Annotated in this window: 13 protein-coding genes; 5 read left to right on the top strand and 8 right to left on the bottom strand. The window is 68.8% G+C overall.

Annotated features, from left to right (window positions below; genetic code table 11):
- Positions 1-53 precede the first annotated feature (53 nt).
- Positions 54-815, bottom strand: a complete 762-nt coding sequence (locus ACFSJG_RS26055) for an SDR family NAD(P)-dependent oxidoreductase (RefSeq protein WP_378488150.1) — start codon at positions 813-815, stop codon at positions 54-56.
- Positions 816-855: 40 nt separating this feature from the next.
- Here ACFSJG_RS26055 and ACFSJG_RS26050 point away from each other — a divergent pair, with 40 nt between their 5' ends.
- Positions 856-1,479: a TetR/AcrR family transcriptional regulator gene (locus tag ACFSJG_RS26050; RefSeq protein WP_378488149.1), complete on the top strand. Its 624-nt coding sequence runs from the start codon at positions 856-858 to the stop codon at positions 1,477-1,479.
- 16 nt (positions 1,480-1,495) lie between these two features.
- Positions 1,496-2,650 (top strand): acetyl-CoA C-acetyltransferase, encoded by a 1,155-nt coding sequence (locus tag ACFSJG_RS26045; RefSeq protein ID WP_378488148.1) that lies wholly within the window; start codon positions 1,496-1,498, stop codon positions 2,648-2,650.
- Between the two features lie 64 nt (positions 2,651-2,714).
- Here ACFSJG_RS26045 and ACFSJG_RS26040 read toward each other — a convergent pair whose 3' ends face one another.
- Both ACFSJG_RS26040 and ACFSJG_RS26035 read right to left on the bottom strand, forming a co-directional pair.
- Positions 2,715-3,332, bottom strand: a complete 618-nt coding sequence (locus ACFSJG_RS26040) for a TetR/AcrR family transcriptional regulator (protein WP_378488147.1) — start codon at positions 3,330-3,332, stop codon at positions 2,715-2,717.
- A 75-nt stretch (positions 3,333-3,407) separates the two neighbouring features.
- Positions 3,408-4,793: a cytochrome P450 gene (locus tag ACFSJG_RS26035; RefSeq protein ID WP_378488146.1), complete on the bottom strand. Its 1,386-nt coding sequence runs from the start codon at positions 4,791-4,793 to the stop codon at positions 3,408-3,410.
- Positions 4,794-4,879: 86 nt separating this feature from the next.
- Between ACFSJG_RS26035 and ACFSJG_RS26030 the strand changes: the two genes are divergently transcribed.
- Positions 4,880-5,170, top strand: coding sequence for a DUF2277 domain-containing protein (locus tag ACFSJG_RS26030; protein WP_378488145.1), 291 nt, complete (start codon positions 4,880-4,882; stop codon positions 5,168-5,170).
- Positions 5,171-5,339: 169 nt separating this feature from the next.
- Here the strand turns inward: ACFSJG_RS26030 and ACFSJG_RS26025 are convergent, their stop codons facing one another.
- The 4 genes from ACFSJG_RS26025 to echA20 are packed head-to-tail and all read right to left on the bottom strand — an operon-like array spanning position 5,340 to position 8,816.
- A complete protein-coding gene (locus ACFSJG_RS26025; protein WP_378488144.1) occupies positions 5,340-6,407 on the bottom strand; it encodes an NAD(P)H-dependent flavin oxidoreductase in 1,068 nt (355 codons plus the stop codon).
- Positions 6,404-7,162 carry a CoA-transferase subunit beta gene (locus tag ACFSJG_RS26020; protein ID WP_378488143.1) on the bottom strand — a complete coding sequence of 253 codons (759 nt, stop codon included), beginning with the start codon at positions 7,160-7,162 and terminating at the stop codon, positions 6,404-6,406. The genes ACFSJG_RS26025 and ACFSJG_RS26020 overlap by 4 nt, the downstream gene beginning before the upstream one ends.
- A complete protein-coding gene (locus ACFSJG_RS26015) occupies positions 7,159-8,040 on the bottom strand; it encodes a CoA transferase subunit A (protein WP_378488142.1) in 882 nt (293 codons plus the stop codon). Before ACFSJG_RS26015 ends, ACFSJG_RS26020 begins: the two co-directional genes overlap by 4 nt.
- Positions 8,041-8,054: 14 nt before the next feature.
- Positions 8,055-8,816, bottom strand: coding sequence for a (7aS)-7a-methyl-1,5-dioxo-2,3,5,6,7,7a-hexahydro-1H-indene-carboxyl-CoA hydrolase (gene echA20, locus ACFSJG_RS26010; protein WP_378488141.1), 762 nt, complete (start codon positions 8,814-8,816; stop codon positions 8,055-8,057).
- Positions 8,817-8,997: 181 nt separating this feature from the next.
- Between echA20 and ACFSJG_RS26005 the strand changes: the two genes are divergently transcribed.
- The gene (locus ACFSJG_RS26005) at positions 8,998-9,774 is read left to right on the top strand and encodes an SDR family oxidoreductase (protein WP_378488140.1); all 777 of its coding nucleotides are present in this window, start codon (positions 8,998-9,000) and stop codon (positions 9,772-9,774) included.
- A gap of 25 nt (positions 9,775-9,799) precedes the next feature.
- Positions 9,800-10,714 (top strand): SDR family oxidoreductase, encoded by a 915-nt coding sequence (locus ACFSJG_RS26000; protein WP_378488139.1) that lies wholly within the window; start codon positions 9,800-9,802, stop codon positions 10,712-10,714.
- Between the two features lie 60 nt (positions 10,715-10,774).
- On the opposite strand, the gene ACFSJG_RS25995 is transcribed toward ACFSJG_RS26000, so the two are convergent.
- The gene (locus tag ACFSJG_RS25995) at positions 10,775-11,452 is read right to left on the bottom strand and encodes a GNAT family N-acetyltransferase (RefSeq protein ID WP_378488138.1); all 678 of its coding nucleotides are present in this window, start codon (positions 11,450-11,452) and stop codon (positions 10,775-10,777) included.
- Between the last annotated feature and the right edge of the window lie 76 nt (positions 11,453-11,528).

The following is an 11,528-nucleotide window of genomic DNA, read 5'->3' as shown; positions in this document are numbered from 1 at the left end:
TTCGATCGCTTCAGGCGATCGAATGGGCCATTCGGGTGAGTAAGGGGGAGGTGTCAGGCGGAGTAGCCGCCGTCGATGTTCAGTTTCTGGCCGGTGACGAAGCCTGCGCGCTCGCTCGCGAGGAACGCCACGGCCGCCGCGACGTCCGATGCACGGCCGAAGCGGTTCAACGGGATTCGGCTCTTCGCGACGGCGAGCGCGCGCTCGTCGAGGTCGTCGCTGCCGATGAGGCGTTCGGCCATACCGTCGGTGAGCATGCCGGGGCCGACGGAGTTGAAGCGGACGCCGTACCGGCCCTCCTCGACTGCGAACGCCCGGACGAGCGCCTCGACGGCGCCCTTGGTTCCCGACGACAGGCCGTCGCGGACGGGGTAGCGATCGGTGGCGGCGGTCGTCACCGCGACGACGGATCCCTGCGCCGCGCGCAGGGCAGGCAGCAGTGCGTGCACGACCGCGAAGAACGCGGTGGCCTCGGCGTCGAGGTGGCGCGCGTAGACGTCCGGAGTCACCGACGACAGGTGGACCATCGGAATGTGTGGCCCCGCGGCGTGCACGAGCACCGACGGCTCGCCGAACTCGCCGCGCACCCGATCCGCCCATGCGGCGACCGCCGCGGTGTCCGTGAGATCGACGCGGTCCGCTCGGGCCTTCCCGCCTGCGGCGGCGACCTCGGCGACGACGGCGTCGGCGCGTTCGGAGTTGCTGCGGTAGGTGAGCGCGACCGGACGACCCTCCGAGGCCAGGTGCCGGACGATCTCGATTCCGATTCCGCCGGTTCCACCGGTGACGACGGCGCAGTGTGACGACTCGACCATCCACTCACCCTAACAATTGCTTGGTTGGTATGGTGAGGGGGTGAGTCCATCGTCCCGCGCCGAAGAATCCGCCGCCAAGTCGGGCCGCCGCGCCGAACTGCTCGACCTGGCGGCCACGCTGTTCGCGGACCGCGGCACCCGCGCGACCACCGTTCGCGACATCGCCGATGCGGCAGGCATCCTCTCGGGCAGCCTGTACCACCACTTCGACTCGAAGGAGTCGATGGTCGACGAGATCCTCCGCGGATTCCTCGACGACCTGTTCGGCCGGTACCGCGTCATCACGGAAGCCGGTCTCGGCGCGCGGGCCACCCTCGAGGCGCTGGTTGTCACCTCGTTCGAGGCGATCGACAGCTCGCACGCCGCCGTCGCCATCTACCAGGACGAGGCGAAACATCTCGTCGGGAACGAGCGTTTCGCCTACATCACCGAACGCAATCGGGAGTTCCGGACGCTCTGGGTGTCCGTTCTCGAATCCGGTGTCGCCGACGGCAGTTTCCGGCCCGACATCGACATCGAACTCGTCTACCGATTCATGCGGGACACCGTGTGGGTCGCGGTCCGGTGGTACCGGCCCGGCGGTCCGATGACCGCAGAGACCGTAGCCAAGCAGTACCTCGCCATCGTGCTTGACGGGCTGTCGAGCCCCGACGCACAGCACTGACACCGTAGGAGCACCCATGCCCGAGGCATACATCGTCGACGCGATCCGCACCCCGATCGGGAAGAAGAACGGCGCCCTGGCCGGCGTCCACCCGATCGATCTCGGAGCGCACATCCTCAAGTCGCTCGTCGACCGCACCGGCATCGACGCCTCCGACGTCGACGACGTCGTGTTCGGTTGCGTCGACGCGATCGGCGGCCAGGCCGGCAACATCGCCCGCATGTCGTGGCTCGCGGCGGGCCTGCCGCAGCACGTCCCGGGTGTCACCGTCGACCGTCAGTGCGGGTCGAGCCAGCAGGCCATCCAGTTCGGTGCGCAGGCGATCCTCTCCGGCACCGCCGACCTGATCATCGCCGGCGGCGTCCAGAACATGAGCCAGATCCCGATCTCCGCCGCGATGATCGTCGGCAAGGAGTACGGCTTCACCACCCCGTCCGCGGAGTCGGTGGGCTGGACCGAGCGCTACGGCGACCAGGAGGTGTCGCAGTTCAAGGGCGCCGAGATGATCGCCGACAAGTGGGACATCAGCCGCGAGGACCTCGAGAAGTGGGCGCTGCAGAGCCACGAGCGCGCGAAGGCCGCGATCGCCGCAGGCCGCTTCGACAACGAGATCGTCCCGCTCGGCGACGCAACCGTCGACGAGGGCCCGCGTGAGACCAGCCTGGAGAAGATGGCGGGCCTGAACGTCCTCACCGAGGGCGGCAAGATGACCGCGGCCGTCGCCAGCCAGATCTCCGACGGTGCCAGCGCGCTGCTGCTCGCGTCCGAGGAAGCGGTCGCCAAGCATGGACTCAAGCCGCGCGCCCGCATCCACCACATGAGCGCCCGCGGTGACGACCCGATCTTCATGCTGTCCGCGCCGATCCCGGCCACCCAGCACGCGCTCGAGAAGACCGGCCTGACGATCGACGACATCGACGTGGTCGAGATCAACGAGGCGTTCGCCCCGGTCGTCCTCGCGTGGATCAAGGAGATCGGCGCCGACCCGGCGAAGGTCAACGTCAACGGCGGCGCGATCGCTCTCGGCCACCCGCTCGGCGCGACCGGCACCAAGCTGATGGCGACGCTGCTCAACGAGCTCGAGCGCACGGGCGGCCGCTACGGTCTGCTCACCATCTGCGAGGGTGGCGGCACCGCGAACGTGACGATCATCGAGCGCATCGAGCAGTAACGCACGGTTGTTCGGACAGCGCCTCGACGGTCATCGGCCGTCGAGGCGCTCGCGTTTCCGTGCGCTATCGCAGCGAGTCGATGACGGCGAACAGAGCGTCCGCGAGTTGCTCGCACCAGTCGTCGGCACCGTCGTGACCGTGCGCGACACCACGAATCATGGTGGCCGACACCAGCATGTCGAACACGATGCCCGCCGTCGCCTCGGCCTGCGGACCCGCGCTCGGGACGGCATCGGTGATGCGTTCGGCCAGGGCCGCACGGGCGGGCGCCTCGGCCCGTTCGACGAGCCGTTCGTGGACGCCGTCGTGATGGTGGTACGCCGACAGCAGTCCGGGAATCGCCGACCGGGCGGCGGGATGCGCGATCTGATCCAGGAACATGCGGGTCCAGGTCAGCAGGTCGGCGCGCAGGTCGTCCGTGGCCGGGGGGAGCGCCGGACTCTGGCCCTCCTGCAGGCCGAAGATCGCATCCTCGATGATCATCTCGCGGGTGGCCCAGCGCCGATAGATGGCCGGGGCGCTCACCTGGGCACGCCGGGCGATCGCCTGGATGGTCGTCTTCTGGTAGCCCGACTCGACGAGGAGAGCTACCGTTGCCGCGAGAACGGCACGATCGACCTGGGGATCGCGCGGGCGGCCAGGCCCGGCGGCGTCCGGTCGTCGATCGCGAGTCAGGTTCACGAATGCGGACATTACCTGAGGTGAGGCGCGCGACAGCCGCAGACCGGCGAGTACGTTCGGCGGCGATTCGGCATTTCAGCGGCGGGTCGCCGTCACGGTGAAACCGGTCGGCATCATGGTCAGGCGCTCCTCGATCCGGAGCCGATAGCCCGGGTCGCTCGCCACTTCGTAGCGTTGCAGAAGGATGCCGAGCACGAGGACAGCCTCGTGGATCGCGAACTGACGCCCGATGCAGGCACGTTCACCGGTACCGAACGGCTTGTACGCGTGCGGCGGCCTGCCGCGCATCCGGTCGGGCAGGAATCGGTCGGGATCGAACTCGTCGGCGTCCGGGCCCCACACGGAGTTCCGGTGCAGCGCGGGAATCAACACGAGCATCCAGTCACCCGCTGCCATCCGGTGACCTGACTGCAGCGTGGTGTCCGCGATCGCCTCCCGCGCATAGGCCGGCGCAGTCGGCCACAGACGCAACGTCTCGTCGAGGATTCGCCGCATGTACCGGAGTTTCGCGACCTGTTCGTAGCTGGGGCGGACGCTCGGGTCGGTGCCCCAGACCCGGTCCACCTCCTCCTGAGCGCGGGCGAGCAGATCCGGACGACGGGTCAGGTGGAACAGGGCGAACGACAGCGCCCCCGAAGTGGTTTCGTGCCCGGCGACGAGGAACGTGATCACCTGGTGCCGGATGTTCAGCTCGTCCACCCGGTCCGGGTCGCCGTCCCGCTCGGCCCGCAGCATCAAGTCGAGCAGGTCGTCGGGTGCGTCGTCGCTCGTGTCCCGGCGTGAGCGGATCACCTCGTCCACGACGTGCGCCAGGTGGGCAACGTCGGCGGCATGCCGCGCCCGCCGTCGCCTCGTCGTGAACATGCCGAGCGGGGTCGTCTTGCGCTGGGCATCGGTCAGCGCGCGGACCATCGCCGCGACGAACGGGTGCGTGTCCCGGCGGCGGAACGAGTCGAACGGGAAGCTGAACCCGGTCCGGCCGATCGTCTCGAGGGTCAGCTTGGTCATGTCCGTCGCGACATCGATCGGCATGCCGGGGGAGCGGTCCCAGTGGTCGGTCAGCTCGGCGGCGACGTCGACCATCGTCTCGTGATAGCCGCGCATCGCCGACTGCGTGAACGCAGGCGCGAGCAGCGTGTGTGCCTTCCGCCAGTTGGGTTCCTGGGTGTAGGCGGTGAACAGCCCGTCGCCCGCGATTCCCCGCAGGGCGGCGACCGCGGGAGTGAGATGCTTGCGGAAGCGGGTCTCGTCCGACAATTCGGCCACGACGTCCGGGTCGGACACGATCACGAACCGAGTTCCGAGCACCTCCCGCTCGTAGATCGGCCCGAGTTCGGATGCGAACCGCATCGAATCCTGAACCGGGGTACGGGGACTGACCCCGAGCACGTCACCGAGAAGCGGGACGCGCCACTTCGGGCGAGGAATCGTGAGGCCGGGCGGTGACAGTTCGACGGTCAAGCGGAACCCCCTGAAAGCGTCATCGGCAGTCACCGTACGCCCGTGGTCGGGTCGTCGGGCCGCGCTTTCGGGGCTACCGTCGATACATGTGCCGAAACATCACCGAGTTGCGCGGCCTCGAGCCGGCTGCGACCGCGGAGGAGATCGAGGCCGCCGCGGTCCAGTACGTCCGGAAGGTCAGCGGAATCCACAAACTGTCCGACAACACCCGTGAACCGTTCGAGCGCGCGGTCGCCGAGGTCACCGCCGCGACGCACCGGATGCTCGCCGAGCTGCCGGAGCGTCGCCAGCCACCGCAGTCGGTCCCGCCGCTGCGTCGCCCCGAGGTGCAGGCCCGCATCGCGGCCCGCGAGGCCGCAGCCGCTGCCGGCGCCTGACACCCACCCGCGCGCTCCTCGTCAATGGCTGAACGTGGCTTTCATCTCGTTCAGCCGAACGAACGCCACCTTCAGCCAGAACCATGGGGACGCCCACGAACGGCTGAACGTGGCTTTCGTCTTGTTGATGCGAGCGAAAGCCACGTTCAGCCAGACGTGGGGGAGCGCGTCAGGCGCGGAGGGCGCCCAGGGCGTCGATGCGCTTGACGGCGTCCGCGATGATGCGGTCGATCAACTCCTGGCAGCTGGGCAGGTCGTCGATCATGCCGACCACCTGTCCCGACGCCAGCACGCCCGCCTCGGTGTTGCCCTCGACCAGGCCGGCCTTGAGCAGCATCGGGGTGTTGGCGGCCATGATGATCTGCTGCCACGTCCGGTCGCCGGACTTCTTCATCGCCAGGCCGTCCTTGGCGAGCGTCGACCACTTCATGCCGGTCATCGACTTGAACTTCATCGCGTTGCGGGTCGCGGCGACGAGTCCCTTCGCGTAGCTTGACTTCTCCAGGCTGTTCACCAGGTCCGTGTTGAGGACGCGGTGCGGCATGCCGTCGACCTTCACCGACACGGTGGTGTCGGTCAGGCCGCGCTGAAGGTACTGCTGCTTGACCGAGTCCGGCACCGCCGAGTCGCTGGTGAGCAGGAACCGGGTGCCCATCGCGACACCGGCTGCACCGTACGACAGCGCGGCCGCCAGGCCGCGACCGTCGAAGAACCCGCCACCCGCGATCACCGGGATGTCGACGGCGTCGAGGACCGACGGCAGCAGCAGCGTCGTCGCGACGCCACCGGTGTGCCCGCCGCCCTCGCCGCCCTGCACCACGACCGCGTCCGCGCCCCAGGACGCCACCTTGACGGCGTGCTTGGCGGCACCGATCGACGGGACGACGACGATGCCGTTGTCCTTGAGCTTCGCGATCAGGTCCTTTTTCGGGGCGAGCGCGAACGACGCGACCTTCACGCCCTCGCGGATCAGCAGGTCACACCGCTGTCCGGCGTCCGACGCGTCGGCACGCATGTTGACGCCGAACGGCTTGTCGGTGAGCTGCTTGGTCTTCTTGATCGCGGCTTCGAGCTCGTCGTACGTCATCGTCGCCGAGGCGAGGATGCCGAGGCCGCCGGCGTTGCAGGTGGCCGCCGTCAGACGCGGGCCGGACACCCAGCCCATGCCGGTCTGCACGATCGGGTGCTCGATGCCGACCAGCTCGGTCAGCGGGGTGCGCAGCACCTGGCGTGTCACGCCGGGACCTCGCGGTCACGGAAGTTCTTCGGGTCCAGGACCTCTCGGATGATCCGCAGTTCCTCGTCGGTCGGCTCGCGGGTGACGCCCGCCTCGGCGAGCCCGGCGACCTCGAAGGAGGTGTTCTCGGCGACCTCGTCGGCGGTGACGCCGGGGTGCAGCGTCAGGGCGCGGAACGTGCGGCCCGGACCACCGAAGTCGAAGACGCCGAGGTTGGTGACGACGCGGTACACACCGAGGTACTTGTACGCCGGGTTCTCCGGATCGACCTTGTCGTAGCCGACGCCGGAGACGACGTCGACCTGGTCGCAGAACACCCGCGAGGTGTGCTTGCCGACCCAGTAGCTGGTCGCGTGGTTGATGGTGTTGCCCGGGGCGCCGCGGACACCGAACATCTGCCGGCTCGGCTGCTGCAGCGGGCCGAACGCGGACAGGTTCTGGTTGCCGTACTTGTCGATCTGGTTGGCGCCCATGACGACGTGGCGACGACCGGAGGCGACGACGTCGAACACCTTGCGGAACGGCATCCAGCCCTCGACCGGGCCGGTCTTGCCGACTGCGGGGGTGTCGGCGAGAATCAGCGCCTCACCGTCGGTGATCAGCAGGTCCGGCTCGGTGGTGAGGCGGGCCAGGCGGGCGCCGAGCTGCGACATCGTCGACATCGGGCTGGCCATGATCTCGCCGGCGCCGGCGAAGAGGTCGGCGCAGGCGATCGCGCAGTACTCGGCGCGAGTAACGGTCTCGGTGGCGGTCATGCCTGCTCCTCTGCGAACTTCTTGACGGCGGCCTGGTAGTCGTCCTCGGAACCGGACAGGAAGCGGTCCACGAAGGCCTGCCACGACTCGGGGGTCTTGGCGGCCTCGGCGTAGTGCTTCTGGAACTTCTCGTCGCGGCCGTAGGACTCGCCGGCGAGGGTGAAGTGCGCGCCGTTCGGGGCCTCGACGACGGCGTCGACCATCATCCGGTTGACGATCAGCTGCTGCAGCGGCACCTCCTTGACCAGCTGCTCGGTCTCGACGACCTTCTCGACGGAGAGGTACCGCTTCTCGGCGGCCATCAGGTACAGGTCGTCGAAGTAGGGATCGACGCCCAGGTAGCCGGCGTTGCCACGGGCGTCGCCGATGTTCAGGTGAACGAAGGCGGCGTCGAGGTTCAGTGCGGGCATCGCGATCAGGGTCTCGGGCTTGCCGGACTCGTCGGCGTAGGGGGAGGTGACGGTCTTGAGCTCGTCGCCCCAGAAGTTCTGCACGTCCGAGCCGAGGCCGGCGCGGATCGGCAGGAACGGAAGGCGCGCGGCGGCGGCTTCGAGGCCGCACTTGACCATGCCCTCGTCCATCTCGCGGGCGACGAGATCGCCGGACGTGCGGGCCTTCGCGAACCACGGGTCGTAGAACGGCGCCGAGTCCAGCGACACGAAGCCGTAGTACGCCTTCTTCACCTTGCCTGCCGAGCACAGCAGGCCGAGGTCGGGTCCGCCGTAGGTGACGACGGTCAGGTCCTTGATGTCCGAGCGCAGGATCGCGCGGACGAACGCCATCGGCTTGCGGCGCGATCCCCAGCCGCCGAGGCCGATGGTCATGCCGCTACGCAGTTCGCCGACGACCTCGTCGAGCGACTTCCTCTTGTCAGCCATTTCTCTGTTCACTCCTACTTGTTCGCGCGCGGCTTGCCGGTGGCGACGAACTCGTCGCGGTGCTCGTCGGCGACGCCGGCGAGGTTCAGTTCGAACGTGAAGCCCTGCTCGATCCGGTAGCTGGTGTGCACGTCCATCACGTCGATGCGGTTGATGGCTTCCTTGGCGCGACGGATCACCCGGGTGTCCTTGGCGGCGATCTCGCCGGCGATCTTCAGCGCGCAGGCATCGAGCTCGGCGCGCGGGACGACGTCGTACACGGAGCCGAAGTGCTTGAGCGTCTGGGCGTCGACGTTCTTCGCCGTGTAGTACAGCGTGCGCATCATGTGCTGCGGGACCAGGCGGGCGAGGTGCGTGGCCGCACCGAGTGCACCGCGATCGACCTCGGGCAGGCCGAAGATTGCGTCGTCGGACGCGACGATGACGTCCGCGTTGCCGACGAGTCCGATGCCGCCACCGACGCAGAAGCCGTTGACCGCCACCACGACCGGAACCTCGCAGTCGTAGACGGCGGAAAAGGCTGCGGCGCAACCGTGATTCGCGGCGATCAGAGCGCCGTGCCCCTCGGTGGCCTGCATCTCCTTGATGTCGACGCCGGCGTTGAAGCCCCGGCCCTCGGCTCGCAGGATCACCACGTGGGTGCTCATGTCCTTGCCGGCCTCACGGATGGCGTCGGCCAGTTCGAACCATCCCTGGGAGGGGATCGCGTTCACGGGCGGGTAGTCGACGGTGACCGTGGTGATGCCGGCCCCGTCGGAAGTGGAGGTGATTCCCATCGTGTTTCCTTAGGTAGGTCGCCAAACCAAGCGATTGCTTGGTAAGTTATCACACCTGTGGGCCGGGCTGGAGCCCGTTGCATGCGGCAACGGAGGGAACCCTCGGCCCACAGGGAAACTCGAACCCCGTCCCGGGGGCGGGAACTCGAACCGTTCCGGAGACGAACAGCGGAGGTGTGTGGTGGATCTGGGTCTGGACGGCAGCGTCGTGCTCGTCACCGGCGGCGTGCGAGGGGTGGGTGCCGGCATCAGCCGCGCCTTCCTGCGGGCAGGCGCGACCGTGGTGACGTGTGCGCGACGGCCCGGTGACGAACCGATCGAGGTCGACGGGCGGACCGTCGAGTTCCTCGAGTGCGACGTGCGTGACCCGGAGCAGGTGCAGGCGATGATCGAGCGGATCGTCGACACGCACGGCCGGCTCGACGCGCTGGTCAACAACGCAGGAGGGTCGCCGTCCGCGATGGCAGCCGACGCCAGCCCGCGGTTCCACGCGAAGATCGTCGAGCTGAACCTGCTGTCGCCGCTGCTCGTCGCGCAGGCCGCGAACGCAGTGATGCAGAAGCAGGACACCGGCGGTGCGATCGTCAACATCTCCAGCGTCAGCGGCGTGCGCCCGTCGCCCGGCACCGCCGCGTACGGCGCCGCGAAGGCGGGCGTCGACAGCCTGTCGCGGTCGCTCGCGGTGGAGTGGGCGCCGAAGGTGCGGATCAACTCGGTCGTCGTCGGAATGGTCGAGACCGAGCAGTCGCACCTGTTCTACGGCGACGAGGACGGCATCGCGGCGGTCGGCGAGACCGTTCCGCTGGGACGGCTCGCCCGGCCCGACGACATCGGGAACTGCGCAGTGTTCCTGGCATCCCCGCTGGCGGCCTACGTCAGCGGATCGACCCTGACTGTCCACGGTGGCGGCGAACGTCCCGCCTTCCTGGCGGCGGGCAATGCCGAATCAAACAAGTGAGCTACGACAAGTGAGTGGAGAAGAAGTGAGCGGATTGGTGGACGGCCGCGTCGTCATCGTGACGGGCGCGGGCCGCGGAATCGGACGGGCGCACGCGCTGGCCTTCGCAGCGGAGGGCGCGAAGGTCGTCGTCAACGACATCGGCGTCGGCGGCGACGGCACCGCGACCGGTGAGAGCCCCGGCGAGCTGGTCGTCGCGGAGATCGTCGCCGCAGGCGGCACAGCCGTCGTCAACGGCGACGACGTCGCCTCGTGGGAGGGTGCGCAGAATCTCGTGCAGACCGCCCTCGACAACTTCGGCGGCCTCGACGTGCTGGTCAACAACGCGGGCTTCCTGCGCGACCGCATGCTCGTCGGCATGAGCGAGGAGGAGTGGGATTCCGTCATCCGCGTCCACCTCAAGGGCCACTTCGCGCCGCTGCGGCACGCGGCCGCCTTCTGGCGCGCCGAGTCCAAGGCCGGCCGCCCGGTCGATGCCCGCATCATCAACACCAGCTCGGGTGCAGGACTGCAGGGCTCCATCGGTCAGGGCAACTACGCGGCCGCGAAGGCGGGCATCGCGGAGATGACGATCCAGGCCGCCGCGGAGCTCAAGAACTACGGGGTCTCCGTCAACGCGATCGCCCCGTCCGCGCGCACCCGGATGACGCTCGGTGCCGGCGGCGCGATGGCCGAGATGATGGCGGCGCCGGAGAACGGCTTCGACGCGATGGCGCCCGAGAACATCTCGCCGCTCGTGGTGTGGCTGGGCTCCACCGAGTCCAAGGACGTCACCGGCCGGGTGTTCGAGGTCGAGGGCGGCAAGATCACGGTCGCCGAGGGCTGGCGCCACGGCCCGGCCCAGGACAAGGGTGACCGCTGGGATCCGAAGGAGATCGGGCCGGTCGTCGCCGACCTGCTCGCCAAGGCCGAGGTTCCGACCCCCGTCTACGGGGCGTAAGCGGCTCCGCCGCCTGTGCGCGTTTTTGGTAGTTCCCACTACCAAAAACGCGCACAGGTGTCAGCGGCCTGCGGGGGCGCGGACGACGACGGTCGTGCCGGGGAAGTAGGCGGCGAGCTCCGTACGCGACTCCTTGAGCGCGGCCAGGCCGTAGCCCTTCTTGCGGGACTCGGGTGCCACCCAGACCGCGATGTTCACCTCGTGGCCGGTGAGCTCGCCGAACACGAGGCCGACGCTGGCGGGCTCGCCGCGCGAGACGTCCTCGCACACGAACCACGCCGCGGACTCGTCGTCCACGCGGCGCAGCCCCTCGGCACGTTCGGTTTCGACGCGATCCGCCGACCACGGTGCGCCGCTCTCGTCGAACTGCTCGGTCGACCGCTTCGCGAACAGTGCGGTGTCGGCGTCGCTGGTGCTGAAGGGGCGCAACCGGAAACCCTCCCCGGTGGCAGCAGGACGCTGTTCGGGGAGCCACTTGAGGGTGGCGTCCAGATTCGCGATCTCGTCGCTGAGCCGGTCCCGTTCCAGACGGGTCAACCGGCCGAGCTGGAGTGCGAGCACGACCTCCGCGTTCGCGGGACTGGTTGCGAGCAGCCCGCTGACGGCGGCAACCGCGGCCTCGTGGTCGTCGCTGTCGACGATCGCGTCGAGAACCTCGTGCCGCTTCTCCAGCGCCGCGAGCAGTGCGGACGCCAGTTCACGTCGGTTCAGGATCTGATCCTGCGGGCCAGCCGTCATGACGAATCTCCCTATCCGTTGAGGTGCACGGTCGGACCCCGTGCCGCCCGGATGAGGGCGCGCACGCGGGCGGTCC

It is taken from the genome of Rhodococcus gannanensis (assembly GCF_042681175.1).
Classification (GTDB): domain Bacteria; phylum Actinomycetota; class Actinomycetes; order Mycobacteriales; family Mycobacteriaceae; genus Rhodococcus_G; species Rhodococcus_G gannanensis.
This window is presented reverse-complemented; position numbering and strand designations above follow the sequence as displayed.

Coding starts and splice junctions, on each gene's coding strand:
- ACFSJG_RS26055 (WP_378488150.1), bottom strand. CDS start 815: ATGGTCGAGTCGTCACACTGCGCCGTCGTCACCGGTGGAACCGGCGGA.
- ACFSJG_RS26045 (WP_378488148.1), top strand. CDS start 1,496: ATGCCCGAGGCATACATCGTCGACGCGATCCGCACCCCGATCGGGAAG.
- ACFSJG_RS26030 (WP_378488145.1), top strand. CDS start 4,880: ATGTGCCGAAACATCACCGAGTTGCGCGGCCTCGAGCCGGCTGCGACC.
- ACFSJG_RS26020 (WP_378488143.1), bottom strand. CDS start 7,162: ATGACCGCCACCGAGACCGTTACTCGCGCCGAGTACTGCGCGATCGCC.
- ACFSJG_RS26015 (WP_378488142.1), bottom strand. CDS start 8,040: ATGGCTGACAAGAGGAAGTCGCTCGACGAGGTCGTCGGCGAACTGCGT.
- echA20 (WP_378488141.1), bottom strand. CDS start 8,816: ATGGGAATCACCTCCACTTCCGACGGGGCCGGCATCACCACGGTCACC.
- ACFSJG_RS25995 (WP_378488138.1), bottom strand. CDS start 11,452: ATGACGGCTGGCCCGCAGGATCAGATCCTGAACCGACGTGAACTGGCG.